Genomic DNA, 20,409 nt, shown 5'->3' on the forward strand with positions numbered 1-20,409 from the left:
ACAGAAGGCGGCCATGACCCCGCCCTCCCCCGCCGTGCTTGACGAACTGAAGGCTGCGCTCGGCCCGTCCGGCTGGAGCCAGGATCCGTTCACCCTGGCCCCCTATCTGACGGAATGGCGCAATCGCTGGACGGGCGAGACGCCGATCCTGCTGACGCCCGGCACGACCGAACAGGTCCAGCGCGCGGTGGCCATTTGTGCGGCCCACGGCGTGGCGATTATCCCGCAAGGCGGCAACAGCGGTCTGGTGGGCGGGCAGATTCCTTATGGCGAGGTCCTGTTGTCCACGCGCCGCCTGCGCGCCGTGCGCGACGTGACGCCCCTGGACGACGCCATGACGCTGGAGGCCGGGATCACCCTGCTAGAGGCTCAGCACCACGCCAGGGACGCCGGCCGGTTCTTCCCGCTGAGTCTGGCTGCGGAAGGGTCGGCGACCATCGGCGGGGTGATCTCCACCAATGCCGGCGGCACCCAGGTCCTGCGCTACGGCATGATGCGCGACCTCGTGCTGGGGATCGAGGCCGTCATGCCCAATGGCGAGATCTTCAACGGCCTGAAGCGGCTCCGAAAGGACAACACCGGCTATGACCTGAAGCAGCTTCTGATCGGGGCCGAGGGCACGCTGGGCGTCGTCACCGCCGCGACGCTGAAGCTGTTTCCCATCATGCGGTCGCGGGCGGTGGCCATGGTGGCGCTGGAGACAGCCGGAGCGTCGATCGAGCTCCTGGCCCGCGCCAAACAGGAGACCGGCGGCGGGGTCGAGGCCTTCGAGCTGATGAAGCGGATGGGTGCCGAACTGGTCGTCAAGAACATCCCCGACAGCCGCTGGCCGCTGGATCCCGTCCCCGCCTGGTCGGTGCTGATCGAGATCGCCTCGGGCACGCCGGGCGGCGCCGAGGCGCAGATGGAAAGCCTGCTGGAGGTCGCCTTCGAAGAAGGCCTGATCACCGACGCCGCCATCGCTCAGAACGACGCCCAGCGCGCGGCCTTCTGGCGTCTGCGCGAGGAGCATTCGGCCGCGCTCAAGCCCGAGGGGGGCGGCTGGAAGCACGACGTCTCGGTGCCCATCTCGCGCATCGCCGACTTCATCGACGAGGCAACGGCGGCGGTGGAGCGGTTCCACCCCGGTGCCCGCGTTTCCGTCTTCGGCCATATCGGCGACGGCAACCTGCACTACGACATCCTGCCGGGCGTCGGAGAGGATGTGCCCGCCTTCATCGCACGCTGGAAAGAGGGCTCCCGGGTCGTCCACGACATCGTCGCCTGCTACGACGGTTCCATCTCCGCCGAACACGGCCTGGGCCGGCTCAAGACCGACGAGGTCCGCCGCTACAAGTCGCCGCTCGAAGTCGCCACCATGGCCGCGATCCGGGGCGCGATCGATCCGAAGGGCATCATGAACCCGGCCGTCCTGTTCAGCCCCGAACGACCGTCATGCTGATCGTCCTGTCCCCGGCCAAACGGCTCGACTTTTCAGAGCCCGACCCCGCCCTGCCCGCGACGACGCGCCGGTTCGTGGAAGACACGGCGTCCCTGGCCGTGACGACGCGGCGTCAGACCAAGGCCGATCTGCGCCGGCTGATGGGGATTTCCGAGGACCTTGCACGCCTCAACCAGGAACGGTTCAAGGCCTTCGACGCAGAGGCGCTCGACACCGGCGTCCAGGCCGCCTTCGCCTTCGCCGGTGACGTCTATCAGGGGCTTGAGGCCCGCACCCTCGACACGCCGGGCCTGGCCTTCGCCCAGGACCATCTGCGTATCCTGTCGGGTTTCTACGGCATGCTGCGCCCCCTGGACCGCATCCAGCCCTATCGGCTTGAAATGGGCACCCGCCTGCGCACCCGCAGGGGTCAGAGCCTGTATGATTTCTGGGGCGACCGGATCTCGAAACAGCTGAACGCCGACCTCGACGGCCATGCTCACCCGGTCGTGGTCAACCTGGCCAGCCAGGAATACTTCGGCGCAGTCGATGCCAAGGCGCTCAGGGTCCCCGTCGTGACGCCCCATTTCCGCGAGCAGAAGGACGGCGAAAGCCGGATCATCTCCTTTTTCGCCAAGAAGGCGCGCGGCACCATGGCCCGGTTCGCCATCGACGAACGCATCGACGATCCCGAATCGCTCAAGGCTTTCGATCGCGACGGCTATCGGTTCGACAAGGCCGCATCAACCAACACAGACTGGATATTCACCAGGTAGCGAAATCCTTGAACCGGCCTGTCGCCTTCCGCCGCCTGAGCCGCTAGAGTCGGGCTCAAATCAGAAACGACCTCAAGACACGATCCGGGAAACGCCTTCATGTTTCAACGCACAAAGAAAGACGCGATGGACAACCAGCGTCCGGTCTTCAAGGACCCCAACGACCTGTCCGGCCAGGTGGCGGTCATCTCCGGCTCGACCTCAGGCATCGGCCTGGCCCTGGCGCGCGCGGTTGCGGCGCGGGGCTGCGACGTCGTCCTGAACGGCCTGGGCGACCCTTCCGAGATCGAACGCACCCGCGCCGAGCTTGAGGCCTCCTGCGGCGTCCGCGTCCGCTATCACGCGGCCAACATGCTCAAGGGCGACGAGGTCGCCGACATGGTCGCCTATGCCAAACACCAGCTGGGCCGGCTCGACATCCTGGTCAACAACGCCGGCATCCAGCACGTCGAGGCGGTCGAGAAATTCCCCTCGGACCAGTGGGAAAAGATCATCGCGATCAACCTGTCGTCGACCTTCTACGCCACCCGTGCCGCCATTCCGATCATGAAGGCGCAAGGGCGCGGCCGGATCGTCAACATCGCCTCGGTCCACGGCCTGGTCGCCAGCCCATTTAAGTCGGCCTATGTCGCGGCCAAGCACGGCGTCGTCGGCTTCACCAAGACCGTCGCCCTGGAACTGGCCCAGGACAACATCACCTGCAACGCCATCTGCCCCGGCTTCGTCGAGACCCCTCTGGTCGCCGCCCAGGTCGCCGACCTGGCCCGCACGCGCGGTACCTCCAAGGAAAAGGTCCTGTCCGAAGTCATCCTGGAATCCCAGCCGACCAAGCGGTTCGTCACCACCGACGAACTGACCGGGGCCTTCCTCTATCTGGTCAGCGATCTGGGGGCCTCGACCACCGGGATCAGCATGCCCATCGACGGCGGCTGGACCGCCCGATAGCCGACGGCCACACGCCCCTCTGAGCCGTGGCTGATGCATCCGCAGTCGTGGCATGATAAGGGTTTGCCATGGCCCAGCCCGCGCTCCAGCTTCCGCCGACGCTCGACGCCTTCGTCGACGAACAGGTGCGCTCGGGAGCCTACCCCGACCGGGATGCTGTGATCGCCGATGCCGTGGGCATGTTGCGCGAACACACGGTTGCCCATGAGGAGAGTGATGACGTCAAGCTGGCCCAGCTTAACGCCAAGCTTCAAGTGAGCATCGACAGCCTGGATCGAGGCGAAGGGATCAGGGTCACAGACCTCAAAGCCTATTTCGACGGGATCATGGAACGTGTGAAAGCGCGCGTGGCTTGAGAGCCCTCGATGTCTGCTCCAAGCAGAGCTGGAGATTGAGGAGATACTCGTCCATAGCGCAGCGAAATTCGGCCTGGCGGCAGCGTTCAGATACAGGATCCTGATCGAGCAGGCCTATGCTGATTTGCTGGAAAGCCCGACGAGGGTCGGCGTCAGCGCGCACGACGATGTCCCCAAAAGCTTGCGTTTCTATCCCATCCGACACAGCCGCGACCGCGTGGCGCGCGGCGACCGCGTCGGGACTGCGAGCCATGTGATCGTCTTTCGGTTCGACCCACACCGCGTCGAAATCCTGCGTCTGTTGCACGCTTCGATGGATTTCCCCCGACATCTGAGCTGAGGCCGGCCCATGGCGCTTTTCAAACGCAAGGCTCCGGCGGCGAAAGCCGCGCCAGTCGCCCCCGACGACGGCCAGCGCAAGGTCTGTCTGGCGCTTCAGGGCGGCGGGGCGCACGGGGCGTTTCAGTGGGGGGTGCTGGACCGGTTGCTCGAGGATGGGCGGCTGGACATCCGGGCGGTGACGGCGGCCTCGGCCGGGGCGATGAACGGGGCGGCCCTGGTCTCGGGCCTGGCGACGGGCGGGCATGACGGCGCCCGCGCCACCCTCGACAAGCTGTGGCGGGAGACCAATCAGTCGGGCGGCAAGAACGTGTTCGGCGATACCTCGATCTGGTCCAATGCCCTGACCCCCGGCTGGCTCAAGGACACGACCCTGTGGCGGGCGTCGGAGACCCTGGCGATGTCGATGTCGCCCTATGAGTTCAATCCCCTGAACCTCAATCCTCTGAAGCGGGTCCTGAACGCGACGGTCGATTTCGAGGCGGTGCGAGCCTCCGACGTCAAGCTGCACGTCGCCGCCACCGCCGTCCGCCATGCCAAATCCCGCGTCTTCACCAATGCCGAGATCACCGACCAGGTCCTGCTGGCCTCGGCCTGTCTTCCGCAACTGTTCCAGGCGGTCGAGATCGAGGGCGAGCCCTACTGGGACGGAGGCTATCTGGCCAATCCGCCGCTCTGGCCGCTGTTCTATGAGGACACGCCCGACGACGTCCTGCTGATCACCCTGAATGCCTTCGAGCGCGCCGATACGCCCAAGGCCCCCGGCGATATCATGGACCGGCTGAACGAGGTCGTCTTCAACGCCCCCCTGGGCGCCGAACTGCGCGCCGTCGCCTTCGTTCAGGACCTGATCGAACAGGGCCGCCTGACGCCCTCGGCCAAGGACCGTTATCGCAACATCCTGATGCACGCCATCGAGGCCGACAGCTGGCTGGGCGACCTGTCGCTGGGCTCCAAATTCAACACCGAATGGACCTTCCTTAACGACCTGAAGACGCGCGGGAGGGCGGCGGCGGACGAGTGGCTGGGGAGCTGTTTCGCGGAGGTCGGCGTGCGGTCGAGCGTCGATCTGCAGGCGCGGTTTGGGTAGAATTCTCCTCCCCGTCGCGGAGCGATGGGGAGGTGGATCGGCGCTCCTTCGCGCCGAGACGGAGGGGGCGACGCGGTAACTGGAGTAGGGGCTGGCAGAGTTGATCGGACAGATCGAGTCGCCCCCTCCGTCAGCTCGCAAGCGCTCGCTGCCACCTCCCCATTCGCCAAGCGGCGAACGGGGAGGAGAAATCTACCCTACAAATCCCGCCGCCCGCCTGAGCCTGTCGTTGATCGCCTCACCCAGCCCGGCCATCGGCACAGGGGCCACCGCGATCCCTGCCGGCTGCTCCCGATCCGCCTCCCGCAGCAGCCGGAACAGGTTCGCCGCCGCCTCGCGCGGGTCGCCCGACGCGCTCAGGCTCCAGCGCGCCTCCCCCACCCCCGGCCCGAAGCCGAGCAGGATTTCACCGTCGCGCGCGCCTTGCGCCTCGATCCGCACGGGCGCGTCCGGCGCATAGTGGGTCGTCAGCCGGCCGGGCGAGCGATGCCCCTCCCCGCCGCGATCGATCGGCCCGACCAGGGCCTCGATCTCGTCGCGCGTCACGGCGCCCGGCCTCAGCAAGGCCATCCGCCCGTCCAGAACCGAGACCACCGTGCTCTCCACCCCCACCGCGCAGGGCCCGCCGTCGACGGCGGCCGCGACTGCGAACCCCGTCTCCTCGAACGCGTCGACGAAGGTCGTCGGGCTGGGCCTGCCCGACCGATTGGCCGACGGCGCGACCACCGCCCCGCCGAAGGCCGCGATCACAGCCCTTGCCTTCGGATGGCCGGGCACCCGCACCGCCACACTGTCCAGCCCCGCCCGCGCCAGGTCACAGACCCGGTCGCCGGCCCGCACCGGTGCCACGATGGTCAGCGGGCCGGGCCAGAAGGCTTCGGCCAGCCGCCGCGCCGCCGCGTCGAACACGGCGACACCTTCCGCCGCCGCCGCATCTTCCACGTGCGCGATCAGGGGGTTGAAGCGCGGCCTTCCCTTGGCCTCGAAGATGGCGGCGACCGCCTCCGCATTGGCCGCATCCGCCGCCAGCCCATAGACCGTCTCGGTCGGCAGCAGCACCAGCCGGCCCTCCCGCAGCGCCTGCGCCGCCTGGAGGGTATCTGACCCGGTCACGACGCCCGGCGCGTGGCCAGGGCTACATCGACGCGCACCTGACGGGCCACCAGGGCGTTCATCGCCCCCTGCGTCCCGATGCCATAGTCGGCGCGATCCAGCACGAACCCGCCCCGCATCCGCGCTGTCCCCCCGTCCACCGCCAGGGTCACGGGAAAGGTCACCGGACGGGTCCGGTCACGAACCGTCACATCGGCCCGCGCCGTGTATCGCCCCGGCGCGGTCGGCTCCAGCGCGCGCAGCCGGAACTGGATGGTCGGATAGCGTTCGGCGTCCAGAAACCCCGGCCCGACGGCGCGCTGGGTCACCGCCGCCTGGCGCATGGTCAGGCTGGCCGCCCGCACCGTGATCGCCACCTCGGCGTCCTCGGGCGCGTCGGGATCGAAGCGGATGTCGCCGGTCCAGCGCCCGAACCGCCCCGTCTGGGTCACGCCCAGGGCCCGCACCGACATGGTGATGGCCGAGCTTTCGCCGATGACGGCCCAGCGATCCGCCACGGCACCCGCAGGTCCGGCCATGGCGATCGCCATGAGACCCGCCCCCATCAAGGCCGCGAACCGCCTCATATCAGGGCCTGCGCGGGATCAGCGGGATCATCCGGTGCAGGACGTTGTCGCGATCCACGAACTGGTGCTTGAGCGCCGCCAGCACGTGCAGGGCCAGCAGGACGTACAGGACCTTCACCCCCGCCTCGTGCATGTCCATGAAGGTCCCGGCCAGATCCCGGCTCTGGGGCAGGGGCAGCAGCGGCCAGTTGAACAGGCCGAACCACTCGATCGCGCGACCGCCGGCCGACGACGCCGCCCACCCGCCCAGCGGCAGGCCGATCAGCAGCACATAGAACAGCACATGCGTGGCCTTGGCCGCCAACGCCTGCCACTTCGGCGTCCCGGCCGGCAAGGGAATGGCCGGGTTAGCGATCCGCCACCCGATCCGCGCCAGGGTCAGGACGAGGATGGTCAGGCCGAGCGCCTTGTGGCTCTGGACAAACTCGCGCGAGATCGGCCCCTCCGTGGCCTCGTGCGCCGTGATCAGCAGCACCTGGGCCAGGATCATCAGCGCCAGCCCCCAGTGGAAGGCCAGCGACACGGCGGAATAGCGGTTTCTCGGCTCGGCCATCGGGGCTCCCATCGGATTCGGCGGCACACTGAACCAGCCGATGACGTTCGCCAAGATGCTTGCGTGCCCCTACGGCAAACCGTCACAAAGGCGGATCAATCTGGATTGCCGCCATGCCCTATCGCTCGCCCGTCCGTGACCTCGCCTTCAGCCTGACCGCCGTCGCGGGCATCGACCAGGTCGCCGCCACCGGGGCCTTCCCCGACTATGACGCCGATCTCATGAATGCGGTGCTGGAGGCGGCCGGATCGTTCTCGGACGAGGTGCTGGCTCCGCTGAACCGCCCGGGCGACCTGAACGGTGCCAAATACGCCAACGGCTCGGTCACCGCCGCCCCCGGGTTCGCCGACGCCTATCGCCAGTTCGCGGAAGGGGGCTGGACCGGCCTTACCGCCTCGGCCGAGGCCGGCGGACAGGCCCTGCCCAAGGCGCTGGAACTGGCGGCCTATGAGACGATCCAGGGCGCCAACATGGCCTTCGCCCTCTGCCCCATGCTGTCTCTGGCGGCGATCGAGGCGCTGGAACAGGTCGGCACGGAGCATCAGAAGGCGACCTATCTGCCCAAACTGGTCAGCGGCGAATGGACCGGGGCCATGGTCCTGACCGAGCCCGGCGCGGGCTCCGACCTCGGCGCCCTGACGGCCACAGCCACCCCGAACGGCGACGGCACCTATGCCCTGAACGGCCAGAAGATCTTCATCACCTGGGGCGACCACGACGCCACCGACAATATCGTCCACCTGGTCCTGGCCCGTTTGCCCGACGCACCCGCAGGACCCAAGGGCATCAGCCTGTTCCTGGCCTCGAAGTTCGAGGTCAGGGACGACGGCACCCTGGGCGGCCGCAACGACTTCCGCCCCGTCGGCATCGAACACAAGCTGGGCATCCACGCCTCGCCCACCTGTGTGATGAGCTATGAGGGGGCCCGCGCCGAACTGGTCGGCCTGCCGAACCAGGGCCTGGCCCATATGTTCGTCATGATGAACAACGCCCGCGTCGCCGTGGCGGTGCAGGGCGTGGGCGTCGCCGAGGGCGCCTATCAGCACGCCCTGGCCTATGCGCTGGACCGCCGCCAGGGTCGTTCGATCTGGACCGGAGAGGCCAACGCTCCGATCATCGACCACCCCGATATCCGCCGTGCCCTCGGCGTCATGAAGTCGAAGATCGAGGCCGCGCGGGGCATCGCCCTGGCCACCGGCGTCGCCGCCGACCTGGCCAGGCACGCGGCGACCCAGGACGAGCGCCGGGCCTGGAAGGGCCGCGAGGACCTGCTGGTCCCCATCGCCAAGGCCTGGGGCACCGACGTCGGCTGCGACGTGGCCTCCATGGGCGTCCAGATCCACGGCGGCATGGGCTATATCGAGGAGACCGGTGCCGCCCAGTACTATCGCGACGCCCGCATCACCCCGATCTACGAGGGCACCAACGGCATCCAGGCCATGGACCTGGTCGGCCGCAAGCTGTCCCAGGACGGCGGGGCCTCGGCCAAGGCGGTGATCTCCGAGATGAGGACCACCCTGACGGCACTCGGCAAGCTCTATTCCGGCAAGCCCGTCGAACGGTTCAAGACCGCCATCGAGGCCGTCGAGGACGCCACCCTGTGGCTGCTGGACGCCAAGGCCGATCCCGCGCGCCGGGCCGACGTCCTGGCCGCCGCCGACGCCTATCTGAAACTGCTCGGCGACGTCATCGGCGGCTGGATGCTGGCGAAGGGCGCGCTGGCCGCGAAGTCCCAACTCGACACTGGCGAGGGCGACGCGGAATGGCTCGAGGGCAAGATCGTCCTTTACGAAGTCTACGCCGCCAACGTCCTGGGCCACGTCTCCAGCCGCCTCGCCGCCGTCGGCCAGGGCGGCCCCCTGCTGGAACGGCTCAGCCGGGTGGCGCTGGGGGTCTGACGTCGCCGCTTTCCTTCTTCCCCTGTCCTTCACGGGGGAAGTGGCCCGTCGAGCCCGAAGGGCTCCAGGGTCGATGGGGGAAGTCTGATTTCTTCGCTCCCTTCACAGACCCCCATCGTCGCTGCCTTCGCTGCGCTCAGCGACGCGGCACTTCCCCGCTGCGCGGGAGAAGAACAGGAGGCCTTGCGTCTCTACGTCATTTCCGGACGCACCCCCTCCACCAGCCCCTGCCCATCCCGCCCCACCTCCTGTAAGCCCTGACCATGGCCAGGGATTCCGCGATCTACGTCTGTCAGTCCTGCGGGGCGGTCCACGGCAAGTGGTCGGGCCAGTGCAATGCCTGCAACCAGTGGAACACCATCGTCGAGGAGAGCCGCGCCACCCCGCCCGGCGCGATCAAGCCGGTCAGCGCCTCGCGCAGCCGGGGCCTGACCTTCGAGACCCTGGACTCCGACACTCCCGAGCCGCCCCGAATCGTCACCGGCGTCGCCGAGTTCGACCGGGTCTGCGGCGGCGGGGTGGTGCCGGGCTCGGCCCTGCTGCTGTCGGGCGATCCCGGCGTCGGCAAATCGACCCTGCTGCTGGACGTCGCCGGTCGTGCGGCCCTGCGCGGCGTCCGTGTCGCCTATATCTCGGGCGAGGAGGCCATCGAACAGATCCGCGCCCGCGCCCGCCGCATGGGGCTGGAGAAGGCCCCGGTCCAGCTGGCCAGCGCCACGGCGCTTCGCGACATCCTCGGCACCCTGAAGCGCGAGAAGTTCGACATCGTCATTGTCGATTCGATTCAGACCCTGTGGTCCGACGTCCATGAGGCCGGGCCGGGATCGGTCACCCAGGTCCGCGCCTGCGCCGGTGAACTGGTCCGCATGGCCAAGGCGGGCGGTCCCGCCGTCGTCCTGGTCGGCCACGTCACCAAAGACGGCCAGGTCGCCGGCCCCCGCGTGGTCGAACATATGGTCGACGCCGTCATGACCTTCGAGGGTGAGCGCGGCTATCCGTTCCGCATCCTGCGCGCCGGCAAGAACCGCTTCGGCGCGACCGACGAAATCGGGGTTTTCGAGATGGGCGACGCCGGCCTGACCGAGGTCGCCAACCCCTCGGCCCTGTTCCTGGGCGAAGGCAAGGACCGTGCGCCAGGCGCGGCTGTCTTCGCCGGGATCGAGGGGTCTCGCCCCGTCCTGGTCGAGATGCAGGCCCTGGTCGCCCCGTCCGCCTACGGCACGCCGCGCCGCGCGGTGATCGGCTGGGACACCGGACGCCTGGCCATGGTCATGGCGGTGCTGGAGGCGCGCTGCGGCGTCGGCTTCGGCCAGCAGGACGTCTACTTGAACGTCGCGGGCGGCCTGCGCATCAACGAGCCCGCCGCCGACCTGGCCGCCGCCGCCGCCCTGATATCGTCGGTGACCGACACCCCCCTGCCGCAAGGCTGCATCGTCTTCGGCGAGATCAGCCTGTCGGGCGAGGTCCGCGCCGTCGGCCGCGCCGAGGCCCGCCTGCGTGAAGCCTCCAAACTGGGCTTCGACAAGGCCCTGGCACCGCCCCTGACCGTCAAGGGTGGCGGCGTTTCCGTCACATCCGTCAACCGATTGACCGAAGCCGTCGAACGAATCTCCCAGAACAGGTATTAGGGTCCCATGCGCCCCACGGGAACCGAATGACCGGCTTCGACGCCTTCGCCATCCTGGTCATCCTGGCCTCGGCTGCCGCTGGCTGGGTGCGCGGTGGTACGCGCGAGATCATCACCCTGCTCAGCTTCGTGCTGGCGGCGTTTCTGGCCCTGGTCAGCCTGCCGCTGACGTCGCGGATCGGGCGGGCACTGATCGACCCCGACTGGGCCGGAACCATCTTCGCCGCCGTCGCCGCCTTCCTGATCATCTATTTCGGCATCCGCATCTTCGGCTCGATCCTGTCCAAGCGGGCCCAGGCTCATCCGACCCTCGGCGGCGTCGATCGCATCTTCGGCGTCTTCGTCGGCGCGGGTCGGTCATTGGTGCTGCTGGGGGCCATCCATCTGGTCATCGTCGCGGCCCTTCCGGGCGAGCGGACGCCGCGCTGGCTGTCCGAGGCCACGCTGCGCCCGGTCAGCGCCGGGGCCGCCCGCGCCATCCAGATCATCCTCCCCGGCATCGGTCGCGGGGCAGATGCCCTGTCGCCCGTCGTCGATTCATCCGTCCGCAGAGGCTTTTCCGACGATGAAGCCTTGCAGTCGCCCCAAACAGGCAATAGTTCGCCTGCCGCCCCTGCCCAGTAATGTCACCCCGCTATCATCGGAGCCCCCCACGATGAGCAGCCTTGACCATTCCATCGCCGCCCCCGTCGTTCATCGGGAGCATTTCCGCGACGCCGATGACGATCATCCGCGTCTGGAATGCGGCGTCTGCGGCGTCTGGGGCGCCGAAGCGGATGAGGCCTCCGCCATCGTCGCCCTCGGCCTGCACGCTCTCCAGCATCGCGGTCAGGAAGCCTGCGGCATTGCCTCGGTGAACGACACCCGCTTCCACACCGAACGCCACATGGGCCATGTCGGCGAGGCCTTCGGCGGCACGGACCTGAAGGAACGGATGCCCGGTGCGGCGGCCGTGGGCCACACCCGCTATTCCACCGCCGGCGGCAGCTTCCTGCGCAACATCCAGCCGATGTTCGCCGACTTGGATCAGGGCGGCATCGCCATCGCCCACAACGGTAACCTGACCAATTTCCACTATCTGCGGAACCAGCTGGTCGGCGAGGGCTCGATCTTCCAGTCGACGTCAGACTCCGAGGTGATCCTCCATCTGATCGCCCGCAGCCGCAAAGCCAAGATCGTCGACCGCTTCATCGACGCCCTGGCCCGGATCGAGGGCGGATATGCCCTGGTCGCCCAGACCCGGACCAAGATGATCGGCGCCCGCGATCCCCTCGGCATCCGCCCGCTGGTACTGGGCAAGATCGGCGAAGCCTGGGTCCTGGCGTCCGAGACCTGCGCGCTCGACACCATCGGCGCGACCTTCGTGCGCGACGTCGAACACGGCGAGGTCATCGTCATCGACCACGAGGGCCTGCGCTCGCTCAAACCCTTCCCCGCTCGCGCCGCCCGACCCTGCCTGTTCGAGTACGTCTACTTCTCGCGCCCCGACAGCGTCGTGAACGGCCGCTCGGTCTATGGCGTGCGCAAGCGCATGGGTCAGGGCCTGGCCCGCGAGTTCCCGATCGACGCCGACGTGGTCGTGCCCGTCCCCGACTCCGGCGTGCCCGCCGCCCTCGGCTATGCCCAGGAAAGCGGCATCCCCTACGAGATGGGCATCATCCGCAGCCACTATCTGGGCCGCACCTTCATCCAGCCCAGCCAGGGGGCCCGCCAGAAGGGCGTGGCCATGAAGCACAGCCCCAACCGCGCGGTGCTGGAAGGCAAGCGGGTCGTGCTGATCGACGATTCCATCGTGCGCGGCACCACCTCGGTCAAACTGGTCCGTGCCGTCCGCGACGCCGGGGCCACCGAGGTCCATCTGCGCTCGGCCAGCCCGCCGATCCTGTGGCCCGATTTCTACGGCATCGACATGCCCGAACGCGACCAGCTGATCGCCGCCAACCAGACGCTGGAAGAGATGCGCCAGTTCCTCGAGGTCGACTCGCTCGGCTTCCTGTCGGTCGATGGTCTCTACAAGGCCATGGGCGAGTCTGGCCGCAACGACGCCCTGCCCCAGTTCACCGACCACTATTTCACGGGTGACTATCCGACCCGCCTGGTGGACCGCGAGATCGAGGAAGGCGGCCGCCAGATGCTGGACCGGCAACTTTCCCTGCTGGTGAGTGCTTAACAGCGCGATCCCGAAAAGTGGACGCCGGTTTTCGGATCGGGTCGCGCGCAACAAGGAACGCCATGACGCAGGTCCAGCTCGGTTACTTCACCCTCGACACCGCCGACATCGGCAAGGCACGCGCTTTCTACGGAGCCCTGTTCGGCTGGACGTTTGACGAGGACGCGTCACGGTCGACCTATGCCCACGTCGCGGACTCGAACCCGCCGTTCGGCTTCGTGAAGGCCGAACGCCCCGTCAGCGAACCCAACCTGTACTTCCGCGTCGACGACATCCACGCGACTTGCGCCCGCGTCGCCGAACTCGGCGGCAAGGCCGCGATTCCCGCCGAGAGCGCGACCGGCCAGTCCTGCGTCGTCTGCGACGACCAGGGCGTCAGCTTCAGCCTGTGGCAGGCGGCACCGGGTTTCTAGCCGACATCATGCTCTGCTGGCCATTGTCGAGCCGTATGCATCAAGGTGATGATTGTCGTCACGGATGAGACTTCATCTCTCGTATAGATAAGAACGTACGGTGCTCCGATCACCGATTTTTCGAATGTGCCGCGCCGACGGCCGACCCGACCAATATTACGGCGGGCGACCAACTCACTGGCTGCCAATTCGATTGACGACTTTCAGCGCGACCATTGGGTTATCCTTGGCGATATAATCGTAGGCCGCTCTGAATTCCGCGCTGGCCGACTCAGACCAATGCAAAACCGTCACGCGGCTTCGGCCGATCTTTCAGCAATGTGTGCCCGGAGGCGGTCCATGGCGTCTTCATGGCTGACCGTCCGTCCGCAGGCAAAATCGTCCATGCCTTCCTCGATCTGTTCGAAGATCGGCACTTCGCGGTCGATGAACTGGCGCAACGCCTCTTCGACTAACGCTGCGGATGTTCTCCCCGACAGCCCGGAGATGTAGGCCAGAGCCTCTTGAACCTCCGCTGAGAGGGTCAATGTCAGCTTTTCTTCAGCACTCACGTCGCCGCTCCGCTAAAAGGCCGGCCTGTACCGGAAGCATACCAGATGACCACAACCTCTCCCAATCAACTCCTCGCCGACCGTATCGCCCTTGTCGTCGGCGCCTCGCGCGGTATCGGCTATGAGAGCGCGCTTGCCCTGGCCAGGGCCGGTGCCCACGTCGTCGCGACGGCCCGGACGCAGGGGGGGCTGGAAGAGCTCGATGACGCCATCTATGCCGCGACCGGCAAGCACGCCACGCTCGTCCCCTTCGACCTCGTGGACGGCGGCGGCATCGACCGGCTGGGCGGCGCGATCTTCGAGCGGTTCGGCCGGCTGGACATCTGGGTCCACACCGCCGCCACCCTGGGCGCCGCCGGCCTGACGCCGGTCTCGCATCTGGACCCGCGCGGCTGGGGCAAGATCGAGAAGACCAACCTGACCGCCGTCTATCGCCTGATCCGGTCGCTGGAGCCGCTGTTGCGCCAGTCCGACGCCGCCCGCGTGATTCATCTGACCACCAGCCTGACCTCCGTGCCCAAGGCCTTCTGGGGCCCCTACGCCGCGACCAAGGCGGGCGCCGAAATCATGATGAAAATCTGGGCCGACGAGATCGAGAACACCTCGATCCGCGTCGCCGTTCTCGATCCCGGCCGGATGCGCACCGCCATGCGGGCCCAGGCCTTCCCGGGCGAAGACCCCCAAACCCTGCCCCATCCATCGGAGATCGGACCCCTGGTCGTCGAACTGGCCCGACCCGACCTGACCCCGCCCCTGACGGTCGCCTTCAAGGACTGGAACGCCGCCCTGCCGGTGTCGGCCCTGATCTAGTCGATCTCAGCGGCCTGGCCGCAGGATGCATCGCCGGCCAGCGGGATGGTGACGACCTCCCCGGGCGTGGGCCCGTTCACCGCCTCGATTCGGGCCTTCACGAAGGCGTCGTCGAACGGGTAGCGACGGAAAAAGGCGGACCAGCTCTTGAACTCGCCGGGGACCGCGTCGGTGACACAGGCCGCGCCCGACGCCGCCTCGACCCCGCCGCGACCGCCAAACGCCATCACGGCGGAAATCAGCGCCACGGCGCACAGTCCGACGACGGGCGCGAGCCTGCCCCACCCGGTCGGCACGGCTCGCGATCTGGACCTCTGTCCTTTCGGCACGCGACTGCCCCGGCTCATGGCGCGGTTGCCTCCTGCACCAGCCAGGCGCGGACCACCGCCGAGGCCAGCAATGCCCCCGCCATGTCGGTCGCCGGTGCTTCTCCGTCATGGCTCTCCAGATTGATGACGATGGCCAGGGCCCGGTACGGCGGCACACCCGGCACGGCCTTCGCCTCTGCCACGGCCGACGGATAGCGGCCGATCACCAGCGCGATCCCGTGCCCCACCCCGACCGCAGCGGACGCCTCCAGCGTCAAGTCCGTCACCGCATGGGGCCGGGCCAGCAGGTCGCGATCGATCCGGCTGCGATAGGCCGGCGACATGGCCCCCAGCGCAGCATCGAGGCTTGCCCGCGATCCCGCCTGGCCGGCGATGTCTGCACAGACCGGCCGCATCGTGATCGGCGCGGTGATCCTGCGACGCTCCGGATCCCAGGTCAGACCGCACTGGCGCTCGGCCAGCCGCACGGCCGCTGCCCGCGCCGGCGACGGCGCCACCCCGATCTCCAGCGTCGGCGTCCCGGTCTTGGCAAAGACGCGATAGTCGCCGGGCGGCAGGCTGGGCCGCAACCGCGCCGCCGTGCCCCGCACCGCCGGATCGCGGCCGGTCACGGCCTCCATCCCCTGCAATACCAGATTCCATTCCGCCGGATGGGCAATCATGCGCACGGCGGGCAGCGGCAGGCGGTCCGGCTGGGTCAGCCGCGCATTGACAGGCCGCCGCGTCACCATCCGCGACACGATCTCGGCTACCTTGATCGAGGACCATCGCGTCCGGTTCCCGCCCAATATGCTCATCAGATAGTCGCGATGCAGATCGACCAGGTCGTTCAGACCGAGGTTGCCCTCCTCCAGAAAGATCCACCCGGCCCCCTGTTTCGGCGTCTCCGCCAGACCGGGCCACAGATTGGCCGAAGACGTCGCCCCGCCCGCCTCGAACTCGGTCAGGGCGCCGAACAGGTCGTTCATCGTCACGCCCCAGGACAGCGGCGGCCCCGTGCGTCCCTCCAGCCGATAGCCGTCCGGCCCGGAGGGCCCGATCGGCCGCATGGTCTCGATCATCGGCGGCCGGCACAGCCGCGTCACCCCGATCGCATAACAGTCCGACCCGTCGACCAGCGCCGGATCGGGTACGGCCGGCGCATCACTGAGCGCCAGCAGCATCAGCCCCACGGCGTAGCGATTGCTCGACCGCGCCAGGAAGCTGACCATGTCCAGATCACCCGACACCGTATCCCTGAACGGCGCCTCGACCCCCACCACCCCCTTGAAGTCGCCCATGGCGGTCAGCTTCAGCCCCGCGAGTTCCCGATGGGCTTGCAGGATCGCCATGGTGATCGGTGCCTTGGCCACCGACCCGACAGGCTGGGCCGTGAAGTTGTGATTGCGGTCGTCCATCCCGGCGCGGGTGAAGATCGAGGCGTCGGGCGGTCGCTGCGGCCGGCTGGCGATGGCCAGCACCTCGCCCGTATTGGCGTCCATCAGGGTGATCGAGGCCCGCGCCGGCAGGCCCGCTGCATTCAGCAGCCGGCCGGGCGGCCCCAGCACCGTCTCGGCCGCGTCCTGCAACCGTGCGTCCAGCGTCGTCTCGATATCGCCGAGGCCCGGCCGACCCGCCACCAGCGTCTCTACCCCCCGGCTGAAGGCATCCAGCCCCCAGGCCCGCGTCCGCCTGGCCCCGGGCACAGGGGCCGGCGAGATCGCCTCGTTCGCCCCGCCGTAGTCATAGGCGTCCCGCAGCATCGCGCCGCCCGGTCCCGCCGCCTCGAAGGTCAGGGTCTCGCCGGCCCTCAGCCGCGCATAGGCCACCCCGTCAGCCGCCTGAAGCCGGCCGCCGATGCGCACCGCCAGCCGGCATTCGGGATGGGCTCGCAGCCGCACCAGGGCGTCGCCGCGCAGGTCGGTGCCGATCCGCATCACACTGGCCACCTCGCCGACACAGCCCGCCTTGGTCGCGCGGAACCGATAGCGCCAGGCCGCGTCCGCCGTCGCCGGGGTCTCGCCGAACAGCTCGACTGTCCCATCGCGACCGTTGGGCCGGAACCGCATCGGCCGCTCACGGCCCGGTCCCGCGCCGGCCTCCGCGACGCGCCTCGTCAGGCCGACGACCCGCGCCGTGCCGGGCCGGTACAACAATCCTCCGCGCCAGTTGTCCGGCGCATTGAACGGCCCAGCCACCTGATGGGCGGAAGGATCGACGCCTACGATCTCGATGGTCTCGCGGCCGTCGCGCTGGAACCGATAGTCCGAGACCCGCCAACGCTCGGGTGCTCTCAGGTCGCCGAACAGATAGGACTCGCGCTTGAACCGCTGCCAGACCGGATCGTCGGGCGCCAAGGGCGACTCGACCACGGCATATCCCCCGCCGGTCTCCCGCATCTCCAGCCAACCTCGCGCGACAACCAGGTCGTCGATCAGGGCATTGTACCCCTCCGCCCGCTCGTCGCCCCCCGACGCTACCGCACCACCGGCGACGCGTGGGATCGGATTGGTCACGGTCAGAACCTGGGGCGCGACGCAAATCAGCAGCACCAGCAGCGCGCCCAGCGCACCGCCCCAAGAGACCCGCATCGCCTTCAGCGACGGCAGGGCCATCCGGGCCTTCGGAATGCGCGACCGGCTCATGACGCCCGCCCCGGTCGCAACCGCCGCACCATCCGTCCCAGCCCCGCCTCCCAGGCGAAGGCGTCCTTCGCCCACAGACCGGCGATCCCGACATAGGCCAGGACGATCAGGATCGTCCCCTCCAGCAGGTCGCTATCCGACGCCGCCGCCAGCAGATAGACGTTGCGCCCCGTGAACGGCACGAGCTGCAGATTGGCCAGCACGATATAAGCGTCCACCCCGAACACGACCCACAGCGCCATGAAGCCCGCGATCTCATAGCGACCGCGCAGCGTCCCATCCCGTCGCGTCCGCCGCGCCAGAGCGACGGGCACCACGACCAGCAGGATCAACAGGGCCGCCGCCGTCACCCGACCGAACGGCGAGATCAGATGGATGGCCGACAGGTTGTCGTTCAGATGCACGGGCCTCAGCACCGTCAGATTGGCCGGTGTCAGATAGCCTCGCCCAAACAGGGTGTCGGTGTACCCCGATAGCTGGCGCGAGATGACCCTCAGATCCTCGGCCTCGCTCGCCCCCGACCGCAGCAACCGCTCGGGATCCAGCCGCATCCAGACCCGCAGCAGGGTCGGGTCCTCGTCCACCGCCTGTTCCAGGATCTTCAGCGCCTGGGCGTCGCTGACCGCGTCACGGGCCTGGGCGATATTTCGGTCCCGGTTCTCGGCGAACCCCAGCGAAAACGCCCCCGCGACCAGCACCCCCAGCAGCAGCGCCGCCAGCCCCGCCGCCGGGGCCGACCAGATCATCCGCGTTTGCAACGGCGACCCGCGCCCGAACCGGCTCCACGCCACCCAGGCCGCCATCCCCGCGATGGGCAGGGCGACGATCACATAGCCGTTGTCCTTGACCAGCCCCGGCAGCACCGCGAGCATCACGAACAACAGGCCTGCGAACACCAGCCCCAGCCGCATCAGACGCCGGGGATCCGCCCGCAACGCTTCGGCTAGCAGCCCCGAGAACCCCAGGATCATCGCCGGCGTATAGATCACGCTGACCGCGAACCCGAGGCCGGGGATCCGCTCCTTGATCGACAGGAATCCCAGCACCGCCCGCATTGCCGCCGTCGCCCCGAACAGCACCGGCCAGGTCTGGGCCGTGTCAGTTTCGGCCTCGGCTTCGGCTCCAACCTCGGCATCCGCATCCGGCAGGCCTCGATCCGGCCAGAAGCCGACCACCGCCGCGCCGAGGATCGCCAGAACACCTCCAACGAGGGCCAGTCCGCCCGGCACCGCGCCCGCCAGACCGCCCTCCGCCGCGACGGGCGCGCCGTACAACCCGCCGACCACCAGGGCCACGCCCGCGAACAGACCGAGCCCGACCGCCCACGGCCTGCGTCCGTCCTTCGGCGGCACAAGCAGCAGGAACAGAACCGGCAAAACCACATAGGCGATCGCCGCCTCGCCGATCAGCCGGCCGGGCGCCAGGGTCTCCGGATCGGCCGCCGCCCCCGACACCGCGATCACGAACCTCAGCGCAAGCAGTGTCTGGAACACGCAATAGATCGACCAGTGGACCGCGCGCTCCGTCCACACGCCGCGCTGCAACCACAGCACGCCCCCGGTCCAGGCCAGGATCAGCACCACCAGCGACCAGGGCGCCCCGAACCGGGCCATGGTGAAGGTCGGCGCGACACCGCCCTCACCCTTGATCACACTGGATTGGAACCGCGCGCAACTGGCCGCGCGCGGCAGGGTCGGGTGCTGATCCAGCCCCGCCGCCACCGGCCCACCCAGGATCGGATAGCGGATATCCGCCGTGGTCAGTCGCCCGTTGGTCGGACAGGTCGCCACCACCTCGGTCGCCGGGGTCTGGAGCCGAACCGAGATACCCCGACCCTGCTGCTCGACCAGAAGGGCCCGCCGCTCCTGTAACCGCCCCGCCGGCTGCCCGGCCTGCGAAAATCCATAGGTCCGCAGGTCCCAGACCGTGACCGTCGAACCCGACGCGACCTCGACCGACCGGCCGTTCAGCCCGTTCGCCCCACCATAGGCGCTGGCCCGACGCGGCGTCTCGCCGGGCAGGGCGACCCAGAGCTGTGGGTCCAGCGCCAGCAGCCGCCAGTCCGCGCCCCGCCAGCCGCCCTGCTGATACAGCACCGACCTCAGCCGTCCGGCGGCTGCGTCCGCCTCCAGATACCGCTCGACGGGATAAACGGCCTGCGACGCCCGCCACGGCCGGGGCGCGGCGATGAAGGGGAAGGGCTCGCGGCGCGGAAAAGTCTCGCCGTCTGCTGCGCCGTACTCGGCGACCTCGACCCGGCCTTCGGCGTCGAGCCGACCTGGCCGGAACCGCACCGCACCGGATCGGCTCAGCACACGCCAGCGCGCGCCCGGGCCTTCACAGGCGCCGACGCACAGGGCGCTGCCGCGCGGAAACGGCTCCGACCCGACGAAATCCTTATCGATCGAGACCACCGAGACGGTCTCGTCCCTTGGCGTGGGCGGCCGCATGATCAGTTCAGCGATGCCCTCACCGTCCGGACCCGCCGAAACCGGCCGCAACGACGCCAGCCCCGCCGGCGCACCCTCGACGACCAGCCCGTCCTCGGGCCCGCCGCCGATGGTCAGCCGGTCGCCGCGCCCGCCGAGGTCGAGGCTCTCGAGCGTCAACCGGATCTGGCCGAACCGCGCCGTCTGGCCTCCGGCGCGATCGATCAGCACCGCGCTGCCGATGGCAATCAGCACGATGGCCGGGGCGACCAGCACCCCAAGCACCGCGACCCGTCCCGACAGCGGCGCAGGCTGTCCTGACGACTGGCCCGACCCCGACCAGATCAGCCAGGCCAGCAACCCCAGGGCGACGGCGACCAGAGCTCCGGTCATCCGGCGC

Annotated in this window: 19 protein-coding genes; 11 read left to right on the top strand and 8 right to left on the bottom strand. The window is 68.8% G+C overall.

Going from position 1 to position 20,409, the window contains the following annotated elements:
* The first annotated feature begins 13 nt into the window (after positions 1 to 13).
* The 4 genes from O5K39_RS15505 (at position 14) to O5K39_RS15520 (ending at position 3,497) form a co-directional block, all read left to right on the top strand.
* On the top strand, positions 14 to 1,441 hold the full coding sequence (locus O5K39_RS15505) for an FAD-binding oxidoreductase (protein WP_271144503.1): 1,428 nt from the start codon (positions 14 to 16) through the stop codon (positions 1,439 to 1,441).
* Positions 1,435 to 2,196, top strand: a complete 762-nt coding sequence (gene yaaA, locus O5K39_RS15510) for a peroxide stress protein YaaA (protein WP_271144504.1) — start codon at positions 1,435 to 1,437, stop codon at positions 2,194 to 2,196. The genes O5K39_RS15505 and yaaA overlap by 7 nt, the downstream gene beginning before the upstream one ends.
* 126 nt (positions 2,197 to 2,322) lie before the next feature.
* The gene (locus O5K39_RS15515; protein ID WP_271147175.1) at positions 2,323 to 3,141 is read left to right on the top strand and encodes a 3-hydroxybutyrate dehydrogenase; all 819 of its coding nucleotides are present in this window, start codon (positions 2,323 to 2,325) and stop codon (positions 3,139 to 3,141) included.
* Positions 3,142 to 3,209: 68 nt separating this feature from the next.
* Entirely contained in the window at positions 3,210 to 3,497 is a 288-nt protein-coding gene (locus tag O5K39_RS15520; RefSeq protein ID WP_271144505.1) for a hypothetical protein, read from the top strand.
* On the opposite strand, the gene O5K39_RS15525 is transcribed toward O5K39_RS15520, so the two are convergent.
* Complete coding sequence (locus O5K39_RS15525) at positions 3,466 to 3,804, bottom strand: hypothetical protein (RefSeq protein WP_271144506.1); 339 nt, start codon at positions 3,802 to 3,804, stop codon at positions 3,466 to 3,468. The genes O5K39_RS15520 and O5K39_RS15525 overlap by 32 nt on opposite strands.
* A gap of 42 nt (positions 3,805 to 3,846) precedes the next feature.
* Here O5K39_RS15525 and O5K39_RS15530 point away from each other — a divergent pair, with 42 nt between their 5' ends.
* Positions 3,847 to 4,926 carry a patatin-like phospholipase family protein gene (locus O5K39_RS15530; protein ID WP_271144507.1) on the top strand — a complete coding sequence of 360 codons (1,080 nt, stop codon included), beginning with the start codon at positions 3,847 to 3,849 and terminating at the stop codon, positions 4,924 to 4,926.
* 192 nt (positions 4,927 to 5,118) lie between these two features.
* Here O5K39_RS15530 and O5K39_RS15535 read toward each other — a convergent pair whose 3' ends face one another.
* From O5K39_RS15535 to O5K39_RS15545, 3 genes are read right to left on the bottom strand one after another with little or no spacing between them, the layout of a single operon-like run.
* Positions 5,119 to 6,039, bottom strand: a complete 921-nt coding sequence (locus O5K39_RS15535; RefSeq protein ID WP_271144508.1) for an L-threonylcarbamoyladenylate synthase — start codon at positions 6,037 to 6,039, stop codon at positions 5,119 to 5,121.
* Positions 6,036 to 6,605: a YceI family protein gene (locus O5K39_RS15540; RefSeq protein WP_271144509.1), complete on the bottom strand. Its 570-nt coding sequence runs from the start codon at positions 6,603 to 6,605 to the stop codon at positions 6,036 to 6,038. Before O5K39_RS15540 ends, O5K39_RS15535 begins: the two co-directional genes overlap by 4 nt.
* A 1-nt stretch (position 6,606) precedes the next feature.
* Positions 6,607 to 7,158, bottom strand: a complete 552-nt coding sequence (locus O5K39_RS15545; protein ID WP_271144510.1) for a cytochrome b — start codon at positions 7,156 to 7,158, stop codon at positions 6,607 to 6,609.
* 113 nt (positions 7,159 to 7,271) lie between these two features.
* Here O5K39_RS15545 and O5K39_RS15550 point away from each other — a divergent pair, with 113 nt between their 5' ends.
* From O5K39_RS15550 to O5K39_RS15570, 5 genes are all read left to right on the top strand, one after another.
* Positions 7,272 to 9,056 (top strand): acyl-CoA dehydrogenase, encoded by a 1,785-nt coding sequence (locus tag O5K39_RS15550; RefSeq protein WP_271144511.1) that lies wholly within the window; start codon positions 7,272 to 7,274, stop codon positions 9,054 to 9,056.
* 263 nt (positions 9,057 to 9,319) lie between these two features.
* Complete coding sequence (gene radA, locus O5K39_RS15555) at positions 9,320 to 10,684, top strand: DNA repair protein RadA (protein WP_271144512.1); 1,365 nt, start codon at positions 9,320 to 9,322, stop codon at positions 10,682 to 10,684.
* A 26-nt stretch (positions 10,685 to 10,710) separates the two neighbouring features.
* The gene (locus O5K39_RS15560; protein WP_271144513.1) at positions 10,711 to 11,307 is read left to right on the top strand and encodes a CvpA family protein; all 597 of its coding nucleotides are present in this window, start codon (positions 10,711 to 10,713) and stop codon (positions 11,305 to 11,307) included.
* 31 nt (positions 11,308 to 11,338) lie between these two features.
* A complete protein-coding gene (gene purF, locus O5K39_RS15565; protein WP_271144514.1) occupies positions 11,339 to 12,853 on the top strand; it encodes an amidophosphoribosyltransferase in 1,515 nt (504 codons plus the stop codon).
* A gap of 62 nt (positions 12,854 to 12,915) precedes the next feature.
* On the top strand, positions 12,916 to 13,266 hold the full coding sequence (locus O5K39_RS15570; RefSeq protein ID WP_271144515.1) for a VOC family protein: 351 nt from the start codon (positions 12,916 to 12,918) through the stop codon (positions 13,264 to 13,266).
* A gap of 290 nt (positions 13,267 to 13,556) precedes the next feature.
* On the opposite strand, the gene O5K39_RS15575 is transcribed toward O5K39_RS15570, so the two are convergent.
* Positions 13,557 to 13,817, bottom strand: coding sequence for a hypothetical protein (locus O5K39_RS15575; RefSeq protein ID WP_271144516.1), 261 nt, complete (start codon positions 13,815 to 13,817; stop codon positions 13,557 to 13,559).
* Positions 13,818 to 13,862: 45 nt separating this feature from the next.
* Here O5K39_RS15575 and O5K39_RS15580 point away from each other — a divergent pair, with 45 nt between their 5' ends.
* Positions 13,863 to 14,627 carry an SDR family NAD(P)-dependent oxidoreductase gene (locus O5K39_RS15580; RefSeq protein ID WP_271144517.1) on the top strand — a complete coding sequence of 255 codons (765 nt, stop codon included), beginning with the start codon at positions 13,863 to 13,865 and terminating at the stop codon, positions 14,625 to 14,627.
* Here O5K39_RS15580 and O5K39_RS15585 read toward each other — a convergent pair.
* The 3 genes from O5K39_RS15585 to O5K39_RS15595 all read right to left on the bottom strand — a co-directional run bounded on the left by O5K39_RS15585 (position 14,624) and on the right by O5K39_RS15595 (position 20,402).
* The gene (locus O5K39_RS15585; RefSeq protein ID WP_271144518.1) at positions 14,624 to 14,875 is read right to left on the bottom strand and encodes a hypothetical protein; all 252 of its coding nucleotides are present in this window, start codon (positions 14,873 to 14,875) and stop codon (positions 14,624 to 14,626) included. The two genes, O5K39_RS15580 and O5K39_RS15585, sit on opposite strands and share 4 nt — an antisense overlap.
* A 95-nt stretch (positions 14,876 to 14,970) precedes the next feature.
* Positions 14,971 to 17,580 (bottom strand): penicillin-binding transpeptidase domain-containing protein, encoded by a 2,610-nt coding sequence (locus tag O5K39_RS15590; RefSeq protein ID WP_271144519.1) that lies wholly within the window; start codon positions 17,578 to 17,580, stop codon positions 14,971 to 14,973.
* Positions 17,577 to 20,402 carry a hypothetical protein gene (locus O5K39_RS15595; RefSeq protein ID WP_271144520.1) on the bottom strand — a complete coding sequence of 942 codons (2,826 nt, stop codon included), beginning with the start codon at positions 20,400 to 20,402 and terminating at the stop codon, positions 17,577 to 17,579. Before O5K39_RS15595 ends, O5K39_RS15590 begins: the two co-directional genes overlap by 4 nt.
* Between the last annotated feature and the right edge of the window lie 7 nt (positions 20,403 to 20,409).

The organism is Brevundimonas sp. NIBR10 (genome assembly GCF_027912515.1).
Lineage (GTDB): Bacteria > Pseudomonadota > Alphaproteobacteria > Caulobacterales > Caulobacteraceae > Brevundimonas.

What these genes read in the sequence shown, in the direction of transcription:
- O5K39_RS15505 (WP_271144503.1), top strand. Translation starts at nt 14, where the DNA reads ATGACCCCGCCCTCCCCCGCCGTGCTTGACGAACTGAAGGCTGCGCTC.
- yaaA (WP_271144504.1), top strand. Translation starts at nt 1,435, where the DNA reads ATGCTGATCGTCCTGTCCCCGGCCAAACGGCTCGACTTTTCAGAGCCC.
- O5K39_RS15515 (WP_271147175.1), top strand. Translation starts at nt 2,323, where the DNA reads ATGGACAACCAGCGTCCGGTCTTCAAGGACCCCAACGACCTGTCCGGC.
- O5K39_RS15520 (WP_271144505.1), top strand. Translation starts at nt 3,210, where the DNA reads ATGGCCCAGCCCGCGCTCCAGCTTCCGCCGACGCTCGACGCCTTCGTC.
- O5K39_RS15530 (WP_271144507.1), top strand. Translation starts at nt 3,847, where the DNA reads ATGGCGCTTTTCAAACGCAAGGCTCCGGCGGCGAAAGCCGCGCCAGTC.
- O5K39_RS15540 (WP_271144509.1), bottom strand. Translation starts at nt 6,605, where the DNA reads ATGAGGCGGTTCGCGGCCTTGATGGGGGCGGGTCTCATGGCGATCGCC.
- O5K39_RS15545 (WP_271144510.1), bottom strand. Translation starts at nt 7,158, where the DNA reads ATGGCCGAGCCGAGAAACCGCTATTCCGCCGTGTCGCTGGCCTTCCAC.
- O5K39_RS15550 (WP_271144511.1), top strand. Translation starts at nt 7,272, where the DNA reads ATGCCCTATCGCTCGCCCGTCCGTGACCTCGCCTTCAGCCTGACCGCC.
- radA (WP_271144512.1), top strand. Translation starts at nt 9,320, where the DNA reads ATGGCCAGGGATTCCGCGATCTACGTCTGTCAGTCCTGCGGGGCGGTC.
- O5K39_RS15560 (WP_271144513.1), top strand. Translation starts at nt 10,711, where the DNA reads ATGACCGGCTTCGACGCCTTCGCCATCCTGGTCATCCTGGCCTCGGCT.
- purF (WP_271144514.1), top strand. Translation starts at nt 11,339, where the DNA reads ATGAGCAGCCTTGACCATTCCATCGCCGCCCCCGTCGTTCATCGGGAG.
- O5K39_RS15570 (WP_271144515.1), top strand. Translation starts at nt 12,916, where the DNA reads ATGACGCAGGTCCAGCTCGGTTACTTCACCCTCGACACCGCCGACATC.
- O5K39_RS15580 (WP_271144517.1), top strand. Translation starts at nt 13,863, where the DNA reads ATGACCACAACCTCTCCCAATCAACTCCTCGCCGACCGTATCGCCCTT.
- O5K39_RS15590 (WP_271144519.1), bottom strand. Translation starts at nt 17,580, where the DNA reads ATGAGCCGGTCGCGCATTCCGAAGGCCCGGATGGCCCTGCCGTCGCTG.
- O5K39_RS15595 (WP_271144520.1), bottom strand. Translation starts at nt 20,402, where the DNA reads ATGACCGGAGCTCTGGTCGCCGTCGCCCTGGGGTTGCTGGCCTGGCTG.